The organism is uncultured Aquabacterium sp., assembly GCF_913773725.1.
Taxonomy (GTDB): domain Bacteria; phylum Pseudomonadota; class Gammaproteobacteria; order Burkholderiales; family Burkholderiaceae_C; genus Aquabacterium.
On the sequence record NZ_CAJYGK010000161.1, the window covers coordinates 23,644 to 43,072 of the forward strand.

The window sequence follows — 19,429 nt, forward strand, 5'->3', positions numbered from 1 at the left end:
TGGCCTCCCCGTCAGAACACGAAGCTGTAACTGATCGACAGCGTGTTGATCAGGTCATGGGAGACCGGGGGCCCCCCCGCCGGACTGTCGACCATGGCCGATCGCCGGCCGATGCGGGTGCGCATCCATTCGCCCTTGAGCCGGCTCTGCGGCGACACGGCGTACGACAGGCCCAGCGCCACCGAGTTCTGGTCGTACACCGGAATGCTGTCGGCGGCCGCGCGCTGGGCGACGGCGAGCTCCGGCAAGGGCGCCGCCTGGGCCGATGCCTCGAGTGCCATCGCGTTGCGCCACGAGTCGCCGGTGCTCTTGAGGCGCGACAGCAGCACATAGGGCGTGAAGCGGTCGGCACGGTACAGCAGCGCCGCGTAGGCCCCGAGGGTGTCGGCGCCCAGGTCGGTGCGGTGCTGGAAGCTGCGCGCCACCTCGCTGACCAGGCGCCAGTTCGGCGTCAGCTGCAGGTCGGCACCAAAGGTCACGACGTGGTTGACGATGGACGGCGTGGTCTCCACGCCGGGGCCGGGCAGCAGGTCGCTGACCTGGTAGTAGCTGCCGAAGGGCGAATCGACCAGCGGATAGCGGCGCTCCAGGGGCTGCCCGTCCCGCCGCCGGGTCTGCGCGCGGTACAGGCTGGTACGGAAGGTGTGGGCACCGTCCAGCTTCAGGGTCAGCGCCGCCCCCACCACCGAGGTGCGCACGCGGATGAAATCGGCCCCGGTGTCCCGGGTGTGGTAGCGCACACTGAGGTTGTCGGCCCCGACGTAGGCGTCCAGCGACCATTCCCCGGCCGGCTGCAACCACGTCCGCGAGACCGACAGCCCCGTCATGTCGGTGCTGGGCGCGATGCCGTAGACCTCGGCGGGCAGGCGCAGCAGGTCGTAGGTCTGGCCGACGTCGCGGTTCTCGGTGTTCAGGAACAGCGGCAGGCGCTGCTTGCCCAGGCGCAGCAACCAGTCGTTGTCGGGCCGCCAGGACACGAAGGCCCAGGTGGGTGTGCGCTGCACGCCGTGGTCGTCCTTCAGGGAGGGCGCCACGGTCAGCTGCACCGTGGCCGACCAGGTCGGGGCGATCTGGAGGTCGAGCTGCCCGCCGAGCACCGAGTCCCGCTTGAGCGAGCCCGACTCCGACAGAAAGCGCTGGAAGTCGTAGGACTGGTCGGTCCGGGCCCAGCCCGCGGTCCCGAACCCGGACAGGCGCCAGTCGAGCTGCTGTGCATGGGCCGGCGCAGCCGACAGGGCACACGCCAGGAACAAGGCCGCAGCGCCGCAGGCGCGCACGGGGGGGAACGAAACTGGCAGGTCAGTCGACATCGTGGTCACGCCAGGTGTGGGCAATGGACTGGAACTGGTCGATCGTCGCATGGAAAGCCGCCACGACCTCCGGGTCGAAATGGGTCCCGACCCCCTCGTCGATCAGGTGGACGGCTTCCTCGTGCGAGAACGGGATCTTGTAGGGGCGGCGGCTGATCAGCGCGTCGTACACGTCGGCCACGGCCATCAGGCGGGCGGCCAGCGGGATCTGCTCGCCCTTCAGGCCGTCCGGGTAGCCGGTGCCGTCCCAGCGCTCGTGGTGGGAGCGCGCGATCTGCATGCCGTAGGTCAGGAAGTCGGCGTCCTCGCCCAGCCGTTCGGCCGCGCGGCGCAGCATCTCCCAGCCATGCACGGCATGCGAGCGCATGATGGTGCGCTCCTCCTCGGTGTGCTTGCCGGGCTTGAGCAGGATGTGGTCGGGGATGGCGACCTTGCCCACGTCGTGCAAAGGGGCTGAACGGGCAATGTGGTCGATGGTCTCGGGTGTGAGCACGTCAAGATGACGTCCCTGCTCGTAGAAGTACTTCGCCAGCGTGCGCACGTACTCCTGTGTGCGCTTGACGTGGTGGCCGGTTTCCTCGTCCCGGAACTCGGCGAACGAGATCATCACGTGCAGCGTGGCCTCGCGCAGCTGGTCCACCTGGCTCAGGCGCCGCGCCAGTTCGCGCTCGAGCCATTCGGCACGGTCGATGAGCTCGTCCTGGTAGGCCTTGATCTGCAAATGGGTGCGCACGCGCGCCTGCACCACCGGGGGGCTGACCGGCTTGTGGATGAAGTCGGCCGCGCCGACCTCGAAGCCCTTGGTCTCGTCCTCGACCTGGCTCATGGCCGTGAGGAACAGCACGGGGATGACGGCCGTGGTCGGGTCGGCCTTCAAGCGGCGGCAGACTTCGTAGCCGTCCATCTCCGGCATCATCACGTCCAGCAGGATGAGGTCGGGCCGGTCACGCCGGGCGATCTCGAGCGCCTTGGCACCCGAGGCCGCCAGCTTGACGCGGTAATGGCGGTTGAGCAGCCCGGCAAGCAGGCTGAGGTTGGCCGGGGCGTCGTCCACGACGAGCACGGTGGCCTGAGGAGAAGAAGGCAGGGTGCTGGTCATGGCGTTCGGGCCGAATCATCCAGGTCGCTGAGCAGGCCGAACGCCGAGTCGAAATCACAGCGTTCCAGGGCCGATGCCAGGCGGGCTGCCGTCAGCGGGGGCAGCCAGTTCACAAAGTCGTTGCGGTGTCGTTGCCACAGGGCCAGGGCCTCGCTGTCGCTTTCGGCGGCCAGGCGGCGCAGTTCCTCGGCCAGGGCCAGATCGCGGGGCTGCGGTGCGTGGGCGGGTGGCTGCTGCGGTGCGGCCGGCGGCGGGGCGCTGCTGGCATCGAGATGGGCACGGAGGGCCGGCAGCAGGCGCTGGATCTCGGACACCACGGCGTCGAGTGCCGGCGGGGCGTTGTCCGCCGCGTCCGGTGACTGCGCAGCCAGCTCCAGCATGGTGGTATGCAGGGCCAGGCCATCGTGCCCGATGGTGCCGGCCAGCCCCTTGAGGGTGTGGGCCTCGCGGGCCAGGTCGTCCCAGGCGCGCTCCTGCTGGGCGGCACGCAGGATGTCGGGCAGGTGGCGTGCGTGCAGCAGGAAGCTGCGCAGCGTGCGGTTGTAGAAGCCGATGTCGCCCTCGAAGCGGGCCAGCGCCAGCTCGGCGTGCAGCCCGTCGATCTGGGGCAGGGCCTGGGCAGCAGGTCCGACCGCGGGATTCCCGAGTGGCATGTGCACCGTTTCCTGCAGCGAGCCGAAACCGGTGGGGGCGCCGGTCACGGGCACGGGCACATAGGGCGCCAGCGTCTCGTACAGCAGGCCCGGGTCCAGCGGCTTGGTGAGGTGGCCGACCATGCCGAGCGCCAGGCAGCGGTCACGCTCTTCCTGCATGGCATGCGCCGTCAGCGCGATGATGGGCAGGCGGGACAGCGCTACGTCGGCCCGGATCTCGCGGGTGGCCTCGTAGCCGTCCATCACCGGCATCTGCAGGTCCATCAGGACGACATCGAAGCCGTCGACACCGGCCTGGCGCAGGCGCTCCAGGGCCTCGCACCCGTTGCTGGCCACCGCCACACGGGCGCCCCGGCGGGCCAGCAGTTCGATGGCCAGTTGCTGGTTGAGCAGGTTGTCTTCGGCCAGCAGCACCCGCAGGCCGTCCAGCCGCAGCCCCTCGTGGGGCGCGCCCGGGCGGCTGTGCTCCGGCATGCTGACGCCCAGCAAGCGAGCCAGCATGGCGCGCAGGCCCTCGGGCAGGATGGGCTTGTTCAGGAAGCCGCTGGCACCGGCCTGCATGGCCGAAATGCGCAGGCTGTCGAGGCCGTAGGCCGAGGCCACCACGATCTCCAGCCGCGGGGCCATGCGCCGCAGCTCCGCCATCACGGCCTTGCCGTCCATGCCGGGCATGACCCAATCCAGCAGGACCAGGTCGTAGGGGTGGTCTTCCGCCAGCGCAGCCTGCACGGCGGCCAGCGCCTGCGTGCCGTCCTCGGCCACGTCGATGCCGCCGGGCGGTTCGCTGCCCACGTCGAGCGAGCGCAGCAGACTGCGCAGCGTCAGGCGGGTCTCGGCCTGGTCGTCGACCACGAGCACGCGCAGGCGCGAAACCGGCATGCCGGCCAGTGCCAGCTGCGGCATCGGCGCCATGCGCATCGGCAGGATCACCGTGAAGCACGAGCCCTTGCCCACCTCGCTGGTCACCTTGATCGTGCCGCCCATCAGCGTCACCAGCCTCCGCGTGATGCTCAGCCCCAGGCCGGTGCCGCCATAGCGGCGGGTGGTGGAGCCGTCGGCCTGGGTGAACTCCTCGAACAGCCGGCTGAGCTGCTCGTCGTTCATGCCGATGCCGGTGTCGCTGACATCGAAGCGCAGGCTCAGCTGGGCGCCCTCCTGCGCCACGACGTAGACGCCCAGCTTGACGTGGCCGTGGTGGGTGAACTTCACGGCGTTGGACACCAGGTTGGTCAACACCTGTCCGAGGCGCAGGGCATCGCCATAGACGCACCCGGCCTCGTTGAGCAGGCCCTGGCTGCCGAACTCGCACAGCAGCTCCAGTTCCTTTTCCTGGGCACGCTGGCGCAGCAGCATCAGCGTGTGGCCCACCACGTCTTCCAGGCGCATCGGGGCCGATTCGAGCTCCAGCTTGCCGGCCTCGATCTTGGAGAAGTCGAGGATGTCGTTGATGACGCCCAGCAGCGTGTCCGACGCGGCCCGCACCTTGTTGAGGTAGTCGCGCTGCTGCTCGTCGAGGTCGGTCTGCAGCGCCAGGTGCGTCATCCCGAGGATGGCGTTCATCGGCGTGCGGATTTCGTGGCTCATGTTGGCCAGGAACATGGACTTGGCCCGCGTCGCGCTTTCGGCCTGGTCGCGTGCAGCCCTGAGTTCTTCCTGGATGCGGGCCCGCCGCGCCAGGTCGTCCTCGACGGCCTGCGCCATGCCGTTGAGTGCATGGCCGAGCGTGTCAAGCTCCTCGACCCAGCGGCTACGGTCACCCGTGCGCGCGGCATAGTCCCCCTGGGCGATCAGGCCGGCGACGCCCCCCAGGCGCTCGATGGGATTGAGCAGACGGGTGCGCAGGACATACAGAGCAAAGACCAGGGCCGGGACCATGATGAGGTCCAGCACCAGGGCGTAGCCGATGAAACGCTGAAGGTGGGCCGACGCTTCCCGTCGTTCGCGCGAGGTGCGCTCGTCGGTCGCCCGTCCCAGCTCACCGACCGCCTGAGCCAGGTCAGCGGTCTGGGCCTCATAACGGGGTGAATGGACCAGCTCGCTGGCATAGGGCAGGTCCGGGGCGCCTTCGGACACGTAGGCCTGCTTCTCGCGGTCGAACAGCCCCTGGGCAGCCGCAAAGGCCTCTTGCTCGCTTTTCTTGAGCCGCTCGGTGGCCGATACCACCTGGTTCATGGCCGCCAGTTCGGTGGCGCTGAAATCGAGGGCGCGCATCCGGTCGATCAGCGACACGCCCTGCTGCCCTTCCGGCAGCGCGTGGCCGCGCCGGCCGGCAATGACGTCATCCCAGTAGAGCTGGGGGTTGTCGGTGTCCGGGCCCGGCTTGCTGCCCTCGCGGATGGCCAGGATGTCGTAGTAGTACAGCAGGTAGCGCGGGTTGCCCGTGGCGGCGTACGAGCGCACCAGGCGCCCCAGCAGTTCGGTCTCGTGCCGCAAGGCGGTGACGACGCGCAGGGTTTCGGCGCGGCGCTCGATGGCGGCCTCGTTGGACTGGTACGCGCCGCGGATCAACAGCAGAAAGCTGACGTTGGCCAGCAGGCCGACCATCACGGCGACGAAGAACCAGCGGGAGACGGTCTGCAGCTTCATGGCCGCGCCCCTTCGACGGCCCGGGCAGCCGCCCACGCCGTCTCACCGCCACGCAAGGACGGACGGCGGCAGGACGAATCGGCATGACAGGCAGGCACGCCTCGATCGGGGCGGGATTTCATCACTTCGGATTGTGCGCGTTCGCGCCGTGTCCGCTCGTCCGGAATACAGGGCATTGATCGGCCATATGTCACACAAGCCGCCCCCGATGCGAGGGGGCTGCCCCACGCCTTTCTGCGCGGGCACGCAAGGACGCGTTCACGCGGGATCCGGTCGGTCATTGGTACCCCCTGGAACCTCGGTGGACACCCCGCCCCGGACCCGGTCACGTCCGGACCGTTTGGCGTCGTACAGGCAGCGGTCTGCGGCGGGCAGGGCGGCATCCACCAGGCCCTGCTCCACCTGGGACACGCCCGCGCTGGCCGTGACGCGGAACGCACGCTCGTCCGCCTCGAAGGACGCGTGCCGCAGCGCTGCGCACACCTTGCTTGCCACTCGCTCGGCCCCCATCAGATCGGTTTCTGGCAGCAGCAGCACGAACTCCTCGCCGCCCCAACGCCCGGCGGCATCCACGCGGTCACGGGTGCAGGCCTTCAGGATGCGGGCAAAGGCGGCCAGCACTTCGTCGCCGGCCGGGTGGCCGTGGCGGTCGTTGACGCACTTGAAATGGTCGATGTCGAACATCACCAGGGTCAGCGGGCGGCCGCTGCGGGCCTGCCGATGGGCCTCTCGCGCCAGGCGCTCCATGAATGCCCGGCGGTTGAGCAACCCGGTGAGGGCGTCGGTCCGGCCCAGCGTCTCGAGCTCACGCTGCCGCCGCTGCAGCACCTCGGCATAAAACAGCATCATCGCCATATAAGGCAGCCAGGCCGCGGCAAACACGATGCGGGTCCACCCGGTCCACCACGGGTTCATCGCACCCCCTGCATAGACGGGCCCGGCCAGCAGGGGCACGGCCAGCCCGGCCCAGACGGCGAGCACCCCGCCGGCCAGGCACGACAGGGCCAGCACGGTGGCCAGCCGCATCTGTGCCCAGCTGAACAGCGCACGGGCGAGCACCAGCTGCGCCATGAATACCATCGGCATCGGCGTGTCGGTCGGCCCGTAGGTCACCGTGAGCAGCGCCGAGCCCACCAGGCTGGGCACCAGCATCTTCGCGACCAGGCCGGGCGGCGGGGCTACCGTGCGCAAGGGCCAGGCCCGCCCCACCTGCAAGCCTTGCCACGCCAGCAGGGCAGACAGGGCCAGGTGCACGCCGATCAGGACCGGGCGGTGAAAGGCGTCGGCCCCTGCCCATCCCAGCAGGGCAGCCGACTGCGCCCACCACAGCACGGCCAGTTGCGGCCAGACACCCAGCGCGAACAACACGACCCCACGGGCGTCCTGACGCCGCACCAGTCCCCGTGCGACCCGTGCCGACAGCGTCTGCCAGGCCTGCCTCATGTCGATGCCTCCCGAAGCCGGCGCAGGCACACCCGGTCGCGGCCCAGGGCCTTGGCAAGATAGAGCTGCTGGTCGGCCTCGCGCAGGGCCTGGCGGGCGTCACCGGCCGCGCAGACGGCGCCGCCCATGCTGACCGTCAGGGCGAACGGCGCCAGTGGGTCTCCGAAGCGCTGTCGGGCCACGGTGGCCCGCAGGCGAGCACACACCGCTTCGGCCTCGTCCAGGTCGGTGTCGGGCAGAAGCAGCGCAAACTCCTCCCCGCCGATGCGCGCTGCCAGGTCGGTGGGGCTGCGCACCCCGGCCATGAGCACCCGCCCCAGGGCACACAGCACCGCATCGCCTTGCAGGTGGCCCCAGGTGTCATTGACCTGCTTGAAATGGTCGGCGTCCACCAGCACCAGGCAGAAGGCCTGACCGGTGCGGTTGCGCCGGGCCACCTCGGCCTCCAGGGCCTCCATCAAACGACGCCGGTTGGCCAGCCCGGTCAACGGATCGGTGTGCGACAGCGCATCGAGCTGCTGGTGCACCGCATCGAGCCGGGCGAACAGCAAGCCGCCCAGCGCCATCAGCACCACCCCGCCGCACACCAGCACGAAGGTCCGCCACCCCAGCCAGCTGGCCATGGCGGTCGGGTCATCGAACAAGGCGGGCCGCAACGCGGGGGCATAACGCCACCAACCGGCCAGCACGCCCAGGTCGTAGGCCGCCAGCCCGAGCGTGCAGGCCAGGGCCACCACGCGCAGAGGGCCAGGCTCGAACAGCAACACCCCCACCATGAGGACACCGATGAGGACGATGCTGGACGGCGCGGTGTACGGTCCGTACAGCACGGTGACCAGGGTATAGGTGATCCCCACGGTCAGACAGACGACCCGCGTCGGCCAGACACACGGGGTTGTGGCATCGCGCGAGGGCCAGACCCATGCGCCCACCAGCACGTTCACAGCACAGGCCAGCAACAGGGGCCACTGGGTGGCCCGCACCAGGTCTGCATCCAGGGCACCGACCAGCGCCGGATCGGCCGCGGCGGTGCGGTGCACGATCACCAGCATCAGGAAAAAGGGCACGGAAGCCCCCACGGCCAGCAGCACCCGCCGAGCGGGGGTCGTGCTGGCGAGCAGGCGCTCCAGCGAGGCGCGCATGAATCCGGTACTCCCGGTCCGGTGCACCCGGACCTCCAGTCAAAGTTTGACACTTCGGCGCGCCGATGTCTTGACCCAACCCCAGGGATGGACCTCCCTCTTGCGAGCGAGGAAACGCCCCAACTCCGCTATGCTGAGCGGCATGAAACTGATCGCTCGCTGGCTGCTGCTGGCCTGTGCCCTCGTCCTGCTCACGCAGTGGGACATCGGCTTGTCGGTACGCAGCTTTGGCGCCGCCCTCATCGCGGCCTTCGTCATTGGACTGCTCAACGCGGTCGTGCGGCCTTTGCTGGTCATCCTCACCCTGCCTGTCACGCTGATGACGCTGGGGCTGTTTCTGTTCGTCATCAATGCGCTGACCTTCCAGATGGCCTCCGGCCTGCTCGAAGGTTTTCAGGTCTCGGGCTTCGGCGGCGCGCTGCTGGGATCGATCCTGTACAGCATCTGGGGCCTGGTGATCGACCTGGCACTGGAACGGGTGTTCAGCCGCGGTGGCGCTCCGCGCGCCTGACGTCGGCGCCTGAAACCGGCGCCCCTGCCCGTCAGAGCGGCACGCTGCGGGCCAGCACGCCGGCCAGCGCGTGGCGCACCGTGGCTTCGCGCACCGCGCTGCGATCCCCCGGGAACACCCGGCATTCGGCGTGGGCCCCTGCGGCCGTGGCCCACGCGAACCACACGGTGCCCACCGGCTTGTGCGCGCTGCCCCCGGACGGGCCGGCCACACCGGTGACCGCCACCGTGATGTCGGCCCCCGCACGCTCGAGCAGGCCCTGCGCCATGGCCAGCGCCACCGGTTCGCTCACGGCGCCATGGGTGTCGATCAGGGCAGCGGGTACCCCCAGCAGCTCGATCTTGGCCACATTGCTGTAGCTCACCACGCCGCGTTCGAACCAGTCGCTGGACCCCGCCCGTTCGGTGCAGGCCGCGGCAATCAGGCCACCGGTGCAGGACTCGGCCGTGGCCAGGCGCCAGCCGCGCGCGCACAAGCGGGCGGCCACATCGCCCACCAGCGGCAAGGCTTCAAGCGTATCCATCGTGCGTCTCCTTTCAGCTCAGCAGCCCGGCCGACACCCCACCCTGGCGGGCCACCACGGCCAGCGCCAGCAACAGCAGGGTGCAGCCCGCGGCCACCAGATCGTCGAACATGATGCCCAGCCCCTGAGCCCATCCGATGGGCTGACCGGGACGCAGCTTGAACAGCCGATCGGCCCAGCCTACAGGCCCGGGCTTGGCCGCGTCGAAAAAGCGGAAGGCGGCCACGGCCAGGGCCTGACCGCGCCAGTCCGGCGTGTCGATGATCCAGAGCACCAGCCAGATCGCCCAGATTTCGTCCCAAACAATGGCGCCCGGGTCGGCCACCCCCAGGCGCTGGGCCGTGCGGGTGCACGCCCACCACCCCACCAGCCACCCGGCTGCCAGGATGCCGGCCCAGGTCAGGTCGGCGTGCCAGCCCGTGCCGAGGATGAGGTCGACGAGCACGAACACCAGCCACCCCCACAGCGTGCCCACGGTACCAGGGGCCACGGGGCTGAGCCCGCTGCCCGCGCCCAGCGCAATCCAATGCGCCGGATGGGTGAGCAGCAGCCCCACGGTGGCGCGACGGGGCCCGGCCTGCGCCGCTGGCGTGTCGGTGTGCGTCTCGGTCCTGATCATGTCAGCCCCGGAAATGATCGAAAGACACCCAGCGGTTGGGCACCAGGGGGCCCGCCTGGACTTCGTCCAGCCCGGTGGACCTCACCCGCAGGCCCGGGTCGGCTTCGATGCGGCCGATGCGGCTGAGCAGCAGCCCCAGGCTGTCCGCCAGCGCGGCCACGGCAGGACGCTGCGCCGCAGGTGCGGTGAACAGCAATTCGTAGTCGTCGCCGCCCGCCAGGATGCAGTCCTGTTGCTCGGCCACGGACCGGCTGGCCAGCCACGGGCTCACGGGCAGGGCGTCCAGCGCCACGGTGGCGCCCACCCGGCTGCGTCGCAGAATGTGGCCCAGGTCGCCCAGCAGGCCGTCCGAGATGTCGATCGCGGCGGTGGCCACCCCGCGCAGGCCCAGGCCCAGCGCCACGCGCGGGTCCGGCGCCTCCATGGCCAGTCGGGTGGCCTCGAAGGCCTCGCCACTCAGGCCCGGATGCAGGGTGCCGCGAAATGCCTCCAGCGCCAGCCGGGCCTCGCCCGGGTGCCCGCTGACCCACAGGTCGTCGCCGGGCTGCGCGCCGCTGCGCAGCAGGGCCTGCCCCGGTGGCACCTCGCCCATCACCGTGATGCCGATGCTCAAGGGGCCAGCGGTGGTGTCGCCACCGATGAGCTCGCACTCGTGCTCATCGGCCAGGTCGAGCAGGCCGCGAGCCAGTGCGGACAGCCAGGCCTCGTCCACACGCGGCAGCGTCAGGGCCAGCGTGAAGGCCAGCGGCTGCGCGCCGCAGGCCGCGAGGTCGGACAGGTTCACGGCCAGCGCCTTGTGGCCCAGCCGGGCCGGGTCCACCGTCGACAGGAAGTGCCGCCCCTCCACCATCGTGTCGGTCGACACTGCCAGCTGCATGCCCGGCGCGGGCGCAATCACCGCGCAGTCATCGCCATTGCCCACCACGGCGCGACGCGGCCCCTGACCGGGCCGGCGCCAGAAGAAGGACTCGATCAGTTCGAATTCACCCAGGCTCATGCCGGCATTGTCGCGCGCCCGAACGGTCATCCGTCACGGGCGGGATATGTAAGCAACCGGTAACATGGGTCCATGCCGCTGTCGCCCGCCTCCCGGCCCCTCACGCCCCCGTCCGGGGCCGACGACGAGGTGCTGGCCCTGATCGCCCGCCAGGTCACCACCGTGCCCTGGGGCGTTGCACTTGGCGCGATGGTGGTGGTGCTGACCGCCTGGTCCAGCGCACCGCGAGGGGCCCTGCTTGCCTGGGTGGCGACCGTGATCGGCCTGCAGGTCTTGCGCGCGCACTGGCTCCGTCGTCTGCCGAACGAGACCACACGTCCCTTGGCGCAGCGTGTGCGTACGGCTGTCTGGCTCAGCGGGCTGAACGGCATGGTCCACGGTGCGGCCGTCGGCCTGTTTCCATGGATGGACGAGGCTCAGCGCGCCATCCTGACCATCCTGCTCGGCGGCCTGTCCGTCGCGGCGGTGGGCACCACCCATGGCCACCCCCGGATCTACCCCGCCTTCACCTTGCCCGCCGTGGGCGCCCTGATCGTCGGCTGGGCCGTGGGCACCGGCGCCCCCGCCGGCGACGGGGGGCACATCGGCATGGCGGTGCTGCTGGCTGCCTACCTCGCGGTGATGCTGGGCCTGGCACGTGACGCCTACCGCCGACTGTGCGACGCCACCGCATTGCGCGAAGAACAGGAGCGCCTGAACGGGGCCTTGAGACGGGCCCTGGACGAGGCCCAGGCGGCCATGGCGGCACGCAACCGGTTCCTGGCTTCGGCCAGCCACGACCTGCGCCAGCCTCTGCAGACGCTGACCCTGCTGTGCGCCGCCTTGCAGGCCCGCATGCTGACAGCCGACAGCCTGGACATCGTGCGCCGCATGGACCTGGCGCTCGACAGCCTGCGGGAAGAGATGAATGCGCTGCTCGATCTGTCCCGCCTGGACGCCGGGGTGGTCGAACTGCACCGGGCGCCCCTGGCACTCGATCCGCTGCTCGCGCGCCTGGGCGACGAACTGCAGGCCGCGTGTGAAGCGAAGGGCCTGCGGGCGCGCTGCGTGATCGAGCCCGGGCTGGTGTGCGAGAGCGATGCCGTGCACCTCGAACGCCTGCTGCGCAACCTGATCGACAACGCGGTGAAGTACACCGAAGAGGGTGAGGTGCAGCTGCGCGCCCTGCGCACCGACGAGCGCATCGAGGTGGTGGTGCAGGACACCGGTGTCGGCATGGCCGCCCACGACCACGAGCGGGTGTTCGAAGAGTTCTACCAGGTTCACAACTCCGCGCGAGACCGCAGCAAAGGCCTCGGCCTGGGGCTGTCCATCGTTCGACGCCTGGCGCGGCTGCTGGATCACCCATTGAGCCTGCGCTCCGCCCCCGGCGAAGGCAGCGCCTTCACGCTGTGGCTGCCGGTGGCCACGCGTGCGCCTGAACCCGCCACGCTCACCCAGGCGCCCACCGCCCTGCCCCATTGCCACCTGCTTGTGCTGGACGATGAAGCCGGCGTGCGCGAGGCGCTGGCCACACTGATGCGCAGCCTGGGTTGCGAGGTGAGCGAAGCGGCCAGCACAGCCGAAGCCCTGAAGGCCCAGGCGGCCCGGGCACCGGACCTGGTGCTGGCCGACTTCCGCCTGGCGGGGCGCGACAGCGGGCTCAAGGCCATTGCCGCGCTGCGCCGCCGTCAGCCCGACCTGCCTGCGCTGCTGGTCAGCGGCGACACCGCCGAAGACCGCCTGCGCCAGGCCAGGGACGCCGGCGTGCCTTTGCTGCACAAGCCGGTGTCGGTGTCGCGCTTGCTGGAGGCCATGATCGAAACCATGGACCGCTCGAAGGACCCGATCTGAGACCGGAAGGCCGTGGCCTCAGAAGGCACCGATCCAGCTGAGCTGGGCACCGCGGGCATGGGCGCCGTTGTCCAGGCGATCGGTCATCACGGACGCACGCAGGCCGCGCCAGTCCAGGCCCAGTTGCAAGGCGCCTGCAAACGGCTCGGCCGCCACGCTCCAGCTCAAGGGTCCTGCGCTCTGCCAGCCCAGCCATCCCTGCCACAGCCCCACCCGGTTCTTCACCCTGACGGACCAGCGCCCGCTCGCGCCGCCCCACTCGGCCTGAAGCTGGGTGGACACCGGAATGCGCTCGGTCACATTGCGCCGGGTGTATTGCCCGTTGATGCGCGCGTCGCCCAGTTCCGCGACATCGCTGAGCAGCACCGCGTCGTCTCCGTTGATGCCGTTCCATCGCAGCCGGGACCACGCGTCATCCACGCGCAGTGTCATGCGATCGGGCATCCACCGGGACGCCAGCCAGCCCCCCGTCGCCGGGGCGTCGAGCGGCCGCGTCCAGCCGAGCGCCAGTGAGACCGCCTGCCCCGTACCGTCAGAGGCCGGGGGCGCCATGAACAGCGCCTCGGTACGCGACGAATCGTCCCGCACGGTGCCGGCGTAGCTGTAGGTGTCGTTCGCGTTGTAGCGCACGAAGCCCTCGCTGCGCAGGTGCCGCAGCCGGTTGAGCTTCAGGTGGTCGAACGTCATGTCGAGCTTGAAGCCCGCGACGCTCACCGAAGGCGTGTGCACCGTCACCCCCTTGCCCGTCCAGTACAGCACGTCGGAGTGCGCATCCAGCGTGACCGGCGCATCGGGGTCGGTACGGCTCTGATAGTGATACAGCGCCTGGGCAGCCTGCCCCGACAGCCGGGCCGTGCCGTCCACGCGGGCCACCGCACCCACGCGCCATGCCGAGCCATCGGCCGGACGCAGCCAGGGCAACGCCGCCCCCACCTCGGCCCGGGCCGTGACGTAGGCCGCCTGCGTGCCGGCCCGCTGACGATAGCCCTTGGACCAGGTGCCGTCCAGGTCGAGCACCGGCACGCCGTTGGACCAGGCCTCGGTGTCTGCCGTGACATAGGCGCCCCAGGTGGACGGACCGGACTGGGCGCAAGACGGTGCCACCGCCGCGCCCATCGCACCCACCCACAGCACGGCCTGCGCCGCCCACCCCCATTGACTGGTCTGCATCTTCATCCTGTTCATCATGCAAAAGTGCACCGCGTCCACGCATACGAAAAAGCCCCCGGGCGGGGGCTTTTTCTGGCTGGTGGACCGGTCTCGATCAGAACTGCTCGTAAGAGCCGTCCGCGTAGACCAGGCGCCCGGTGGACACGTTGAACACCCCCACCACGGCATCGCCCTTCTTGATGTCGACACGCGTGTCGCTCGGCTTGGCCACGAAGCCCACGCCGCCCGCCGCGGTCTGGAAGGAAATGCTGTCCGTGTCGGGCGCGCCCTCGCTCTTGAACACCGTGACCAGGAAGGTCGTCGTGCCCTGGGTGTAGCGACCCGTGACGGTGTAGTCACCCGAGACGGTGGCCGACTGGGCGGCGGTCAGCCGCACGGTCAGCGTGTTCGAGCCCGTCGTGGTGAGGACCCCGTCCAGCGTCACAGAGGCACCTGCTCCGCTGTCGTTCGGCACATTCGACAGCAGCGTGCCGTCGAACAGCTTGACTCCGTCAACGTCGGTGAACGAACCGGCGAACGAACCGCGCGAGAAGCCCCAGCGGGCGTCCGTCATGAGGAAGTCGCCCATGTCCAGGGTGCCATTGACCTTGAACCCGGACTTGACCTGCCCTTCCATCACCAGGTGAACCGCCTTGGGCAACATCTCCCCCCCGACCGGGCCGGCCACGGTGAACACGCGCTGTGCCTCGACATAGCTGCCCGCGAGCAGCGACAGACGCGACTGCACGTTGGCGCCGGCGTAGACCCGGACATCACCCGTCAGGGCGCGCCGTGTGGTCTGGGTGGCCACCGTGACGGTATCACCGTAGCTCAGGGCCACCGTCTGCTTGGTGCCCAGCACCTTGATGCCTTCTTCATGGCGGCCGGCGTCGGCGTTGTAGGTCCAGGTCTTCTCGACGCCCGGAGCCAGGTCGCCCGCCAGCGACCAGCCGGTGGCGGTGCGCGTTGCCGTGGCCGAGACCAGGCCGCTGCTCACGTTGGTTTCCGTCGCGCTGTAGGTGTAGGTGGTCGACGTCATCGATGGGAAGGGGCCGATCATCACCGGGATGGACGTTGCAATGATGTCTGCCTTCCTGACGATGGACTCGACCTTGAACTGGGTGCTGTTCAGCTTCGACAGGCGGACCCGGTTGAACACCGCGTACTTGGGAACGTAATAGCCCTCCGACGTCTGCCCCCAGACCACCTGCTGCAGCACACGGCAGGCCATGAAGTCGGTGGTGCTCAGGGTCGGAACCCCTTCCACCACGGTGTACGCCGGTGTGTCAAAGTTGTTGTCCGTGAAGAAGCGGCAGCCCGAGCCAATCTGGCTGGTGGCGTAAGGCATCTGAGGCTGCCAGCCGTAGCCGTACAGCGTGAAGCCATCGACCTTGGCGCCTTCCGCCACGATGGCGCCATGCTCGGCCAGGGCCTCGGTGATGGCGCTCACGGCACGAACGGTGCCATCGTCCAGGGGCTGGGCCACACCCTGGGCGCTCTCGGCCATCTTCTGCACACGGTATGCAAGCGACTGGCTATCCGACTGATTGGACAGCGCTGCCGCGGTCGTGCGCACGCTGCGGATCAGCGCCTTGGCCTCCTGCACTCCGGTCTGCGTACCGGCCGCCACGGGTGGCAGGGTCGTGGGCTGCGGCACGGACTCGGTCTCGGCTTTCGCCTGTTCCAGCGGATTGCTGATGGCGGCATCATTCAGCAGCACGGCCGTCGTGGCCGTGTTGAGCTTGGTGGCCACATCGCTGGTCGTACCTTGGGTCGCCAGGTACTCGACCACGCATTTGACCTTGGCCAGGGTGCCGCTGGCGCTCCCGCAGTCACCCACCGCGCCGTCATCGGCCATTTTCGAGATGGCGGCCAGCTTGGCCCCGGCGGCGTTGGTCGGCTTGACGTTGCCCCCCTCCGAGGTGAAGCTCGGGCTTTCGGTCAACACGGAAATGCCCACGAATGCCGACACCGAGCCGTTCGCGGCCGTCACCACGTCCGCACTCAGACGACCGTTGTTGTTGTCTTCCGCCAGCTTGACCGCCATGTCCGTGAACGGCGTGATCTGAGCGCTCGTCGTACCGCTGCTGTCCAGGCTGGTGGCCGCCCGCAGCTTGAACCCGCTGCTGGCCGGCACGTCGACCTCGGCATCGGTCGTCTCGTCGAGCATCTTGGTGCCGGTCGCCTTGGGCGTCACCTCCAGCAGCACCAGCGCCCCGGCCGGCAGGCCGCTCAGGGTGTAGCTGCCATCGGTCGCACTGGTCGAGGTGGTGGCCAGCACCGCGCCCCGCGACCCATCGCTGTTCACGGCATAGGCGGTCACCAGGGCATTGAGCAACAGGCCCTTGGATGCCACGCCGGACACCGAGGCAGAGGCCCCGCCCCCCCCGCCGCCACTGGTGGACGAGCTGCCGCCCCCGCCGCCACCACAGGCGGTCAACACCGCCAGCACCCCGACACCCACTGCTGTTCTGGCCCAGTTCAAGGACCTTGCATGCCACACGACCATACGATCTCCGAGAAGGTTATTTGGAGGAAAACCCGACGCGCCCCGGTGCTCACAAACCCGCAAGCAGGGGATGTCAAAGCGCATCATTCTGTGAATTTCCGTAAACGCCAAGGCTGAGTTCTAGGGGGTTCCGCGTGCTTTTGCATCGTTCGAACGGCCGAGGCGGCGGATAAAAGGGGGCAACCCGTGTGAAGGTTCACGGCGCACCCCGGTGCCCTTTGCGTGTTTGACGACACCCCGCCGGGTACCCCGCAGGACCGATCGACACATGGATGTCAAGAATTTAGGCATCCACCACCCGGACCGTCGCCCTCCAATTGGAGGAGCACGGTCAGGAAACGCTCATCCGGGTCAGGCTCGGGAGTGAACAGCAAGACGGCGGCGGAGTCGGACATTGACCCGCCCTCACCGACCGGTGGGAATCGGCAGACGGACCGACACAAATGTGGCGATCCGCAACCCGAAAGTGCCCGAACTTCCTAAAATCCCTGTCCCGGCGGCCGTTTCCCGGCCGCTCAAACCCACCCCTCCTGTTTATGACCACACCTGAGCAGAAACGAGCCGAACTCAAAAAGTCCGCGCTCGAGTACCACGAGCTGCCGACACCCGGCAAGCTCGCGATCAGTGCCACCAAGCAGCTCACCAACCAGCGTGACCTCGCCCTGGCCTACTCCCCCGGCGTCGCCGCACCGTGCGAGGAGATCGTCGAGAACCCCGCCAACGCCTTCAAGTACACCAGCCGCGGCAACCTCGTGGCCGTGATCACCAACGGCACCGCCGTGCTGGGCCTGGGCGACATCGGCCCGCTGGCTGCCAAGCCGGTGATGGAAGGCAAGGCCGTCCTCTTCAAGAAGTTCGCCGACATCGACGTCTTCGACATCGAGATCAACGAGAAGGACCCCGATCGCCTGGTCGAAGTGATCGCCGCGCTCGAACCCACCTTCGGCGGCATCAACCTCGAGGACATCAAGGCCCCCGACTGCTTCTACGTCGAGCGCAAGCTGCGCGAGCGGATGAAGATCCCCGTCTTCCACGACGACCAGCACGGCACCGCCATCGTGGTGGGCGCCGCCCTGCTCAACGGTCTCAAAGTCGTCGGCAAGGACATCAAGAACGTCAAGCTCGTCACCTCGGGCGCTGGCGCAGCCGCCCTGGCCTGCCTGCAATTGCTGGTCAAGCTCGGACTGCCGCGCGAGAACATCTGGGTGACCGATCTGGCGGGCGTGGTGTACGAAGGCCGCACAGAACTGATGGACCCGGACAAGGCGCAGTTCGCCCAGAAGACCGACCAGCGCAAGCTCTCCGAAGTGATCGCCGACGCGGACATCTTCCTGGGCCTGTCGGCCGGCGGCGTGCTCAAGGCCGACATGGTCGCCAAGATGGCCGACAGCCCGATCATCTTTGCGCTGGCCAACCCCACGCCGGAAATCCTGCCCGAGGAAGTCAAGGCCGTCCGCGACGACGCCATCATGGCCACCGGCCGCACGGACTACCCCAACCAGGTCAACAACGTCCTGTGCTTCCCGTACATCTTCCGCGGGGCGCTGGATTCGGGCGCGACCACCATCACCGATGAGATGGAGATCGCCGCGGTGCACGCGATCGCCGAGCTGGCCCAGGCCGAGCAGAGCGACGTGGTGGCGGCCGCCTACGTGGGCGCCACGCTGAGCTTCGGCCCGGAATACCTGATTCCGAAGCCGTTCGACCCGCGGCTCATGATCAAGATCGCGCCGGCCGTGGCCAAGGCCGCCGAAGAGTCCGGCGTCGCCACCCGCCCGATCAAGGACTTTGTGGCCTATGGCGAGAAGCTGCAGAGCTTCGTCTACGCCTCGGGCACCACCATGAAGCCCATCTTCAGCGTGGCCAAGCGCGCCAAGGCCAAGCGCATCGCCTACGCCGAAGGTGAAGAGGAACGCGTGCTGCGTGCCGCCCAGATCGTGGTGGACGAAGGCCTGGCTCGCCCGATGCTGGTCGGCCGCCCGGCCGTGCTCGAGCAGCGTGTCGAACGCTTCGGCCTGCGCCTGAAGGCCGGCATCGACTACGACGTGGTCAGCACCGAGTACGACCCGCGCCACCGCGACTACTGGCAGACCTACCACCGCCTGACGGAACGCAAGGGCGTGACCGCGCAGATGGCCAAGATCGAGATGCGCCGCCGCCTGACGCTGATCGGCTCGATGCTGGTGCACAAGGGCGATGCCGACGGCCTGATCTGCGGCACCTGGGGCCAGACCTCCATGCACCTGAACTACATCGATCAGGTCATCGGCAAGCGCACGGGCGTCAAGACGTATGCGGCCATGACGGGCCTGATCCTGCCGGGTCGCACGGTCAACATCCTGGACACGCACATCAACTACGACCCGACGGCCGAACAGATCGCCGAGATCACCATCATGGCCGCCGAGGAGATGATGCGTTTCGGCCAGCGTCCGAAGGCCGCGCTGCTGTCGCACTCGAACTTCGGCTCGAGCAACCAGCCGTCGGCGTTGAAGATGCGCGAAGCCCTGGGCCTCATCCAGCAGCAGGCGCCCTGGCTGGAGATCGACGGCGAGATGCACGGCGACACGGCCCTGGACGCGGCCTACCGCGCCGAGCTGATGCCGCACAGCACCCTGACCGGCGAGGCCAACCTGCTGGTGTGCCCCAACATCGACGCCGCCAACATCGCCTACAACCTGCTGAAGGTCGCGGCGGGCAACGGTATCGCGCTCGGTCCGGTGCTGCTGGGGGCGGCCAAGCCCGTCACCATCCTGACGCCGTCGGCCACCGTGCGCCGCATCGTCAACATGACGGCCATGACCGTGGCGGACGCCAACGCGGTGCGCTGAAGCGCAGGCCCGCCCCCCTGAAGCCGGGGCGGCGGGCTTATAGCACACGGTGTCAAGCCCCGTAAAAAGGCCCCGTCTGCCTGTTTTTCAGGCGCCGGGGCCTTGAGCTTTTGGGCCGTTTTCTATAGCATTTCTGCTTTGTCGTAGAGCTGCATTGCTGACCGATCAAGGCTGGAAACACAGCAACATGGTGCCCGCCACGCTGACCAGGGAACCGTCTTCAA

Annotated in this window: 13 protein-coding genes; 3 read left to right on the top strand and 10 right to left on the bottom strand. The window is 69.0% G+C overall.

The features are described 5' to 3' along the window. Window positions 1-11: 11 nt before the first annotated feature. The 5 genes from QZ709_RS20725 to QZ709_RS20745 form a co-directional block, all read right to left on the bottom strand. Window positions 12-1,310: a hypothetical protein gene (locus QZ709_RS20725; RefSeq protein ID WP_294639443.1), complete on the bottom strand. Its 1,299-nt coding sequence runs from the start codon at window positions 1,308-1,310 to the stop codon at window positions 12-14. Continuing rightward, window positions 1,300-2,409 (bottom strand): two-component system response regulator, encoded by a 1,110-nt coding sequence (locus tag QZ709_RS20730; protein WP_294639444.1) that lies wholly within the window; start codon window positions 2,407-2,409, stop codon window positions 1,300-1,302. Before QZ709_RS20730 ends, QZ709_RS20725 begins: the two co-directional genes overlap by 11 nt. Continuing rightward, window positions 2,406-5,648 (bottom strand): response regulator, encoded by a 3,243-nt coding sequence (locus QZ709_RS20735; protein ID WP_294639445.1) that lies wholly within the window; start codon window positions 5,646-5,648, stop codon window positions 2,406-2,408. Before QZ709_RS20735 ends, QZ709_RS20730 begins: the two co-directional genes overlap by 4 nt. A gap of 258 nt (window positions 5,649-5,906) precedes the next feature. After that, complete coding sequence (locus tag QZ709_RS20740) at window positions 5,907-7,091, bottom strand: GGDEF domain-containing protein (protein WP_294639446.1); 1,185 nt, start codon at window positions 7,089-7,091, stop codon at window positions 5,907-5,909. After that, window positions 7,088-8,233, bottom strand: coding sequence for a GGDEF domain-containing protein (locus tag QZ709_RS20745; protein ID WP_294639447.1), 1,146 nt, complete (start codon window positions 8,231-8,233; stop codon window positions 7,088-7,090). The genes QZ709_RS20740 and QZ709_RS20745 overlap by 4 nt, the downstream gene beginning before the upstream one ends. A gap of 142 nt (window positions 8,234-8,375) precedes the next feature. Here QZ709_RS20745 and QZ709_RS20750 point away from each other — a divergent pair, with 142 nt between their 5' ends. Next, on the top strand, window positions 8,376-8,744 hold the full coding sequence (locus tag QZ709_RS20750; RefSeq protein WP_294639448.1) for a phage holin family protein: 369 nt from the start codon (window positions 8,376-8,378) through the stop codon (window positions 8,742-8,744). Window positions 8,745-8,775: 31 nt separating this feature from the next. Here QZ709_RS20750 and QZ709_RS20755 read toward each other — a convergent pair whose 3' ends face one another. The 3 genes from QZ709_RS20755 to thiL are packed head-to-tail and all read right to left on the bottom strand — an operon-like array spanning window position 8,776 to window position 10,877. Then, complete coding sequence (locus QZ709_RS20755) at window positions 8,776-9,267, bottom strand: CinA family protein (RefSeq protein ID WP_294639449.1); 492 nt, start codon at window positions 9,265-9,267, stop codon at window positions 8,776-8,778. A 13-nt stretch (window positions 9,268-9,280) separates the two neighbouring features. After that, window positions 9,281-9,886, bottom strand: a complete 606-nt coding sequence (locus QZ709_RS20760; RefSeq protein WP_294639450.1) for a phosphatidylglycerophosphatase A — start codon at window positions 9,884-9,886, stop codon at window positions 9,281-9,283. Between the two features lies 1 nt (window position 9,887). Next, window positions 9,888-10,877, bottom strand: a complete 990-nt coding sequence (thiL, locus tag QZ709_RS20765; RefSeq protein ID WP_294639539.1) for a thiamine-phosphate kinase — start codon at window positions 10,875-10,877, stop codon at window positions 9,888-9,890. Between the two features lie 78 nt (window positions 10,878-10,955). On the opposite strand from thiL, the gene QZ709_RS20770 reads away from it, so the two are divergent. Further along, on the top strand, window positions 10,956-12,716 hold the full coding sequence (locus QZ709_RS20770; protein WP_294639451.1) for an ATP-binding protein: 1,761 nt from the start codon (window positions 10,956-10,958) through the stop codon (window positions 12,714-12,716). An 18-nt stretch (window positions 12,717-12,734) separates the two neighbouring features. Here the strand turns inward: QZ709_RS20770 and QZ709_RS20775 are convergent, their stop codons facing one another. Together QZ709_RS20775 and QZ709_RS20780 are read right to left on the bottom strand one after the other, a co-directional pair. Continuing rightward, a complete protein-coding gene (locus tag QZ709_RS20775) occupies window positions 12,735-13,892 on the bottom strand; it encodes a hypothetical protein (protein WP_294639452.1) in 1,158 nt (385 codons plus the stop codon). An 88-nt stretch (window positions 13,893-13,980) separates the two neighbouring features. Continuing rightward, a complete protein-coding gene (locus QZ709_RS20780) occupies window positions 13,981-16,374 on the bottom strand; it encodes a hypothetical protein (protein ID WP_294639453.1) in 2,394 nt (797 codons plus the stop codon). Between the two features lie 536 nt (window positions 16,375-16,910). Between QZ709_RS20780 and QZ709_RS20785 the strand changes: the two genes are divergently transcribed. Beyond that, window positions 16,911-19,205 (top strand): NADP-dependent malic enzyme, encoded by a 2,295-nt coding sequence (locus QZ709_RS20785; RefSeq protein ID WP_294639454.1) that lies wholly within the window; start codon window positions 16,911-16,913, stop codon window positions 19,203-19,205. Window positions 19,206-19,429 lie beyond the last annotated feature (224 nt).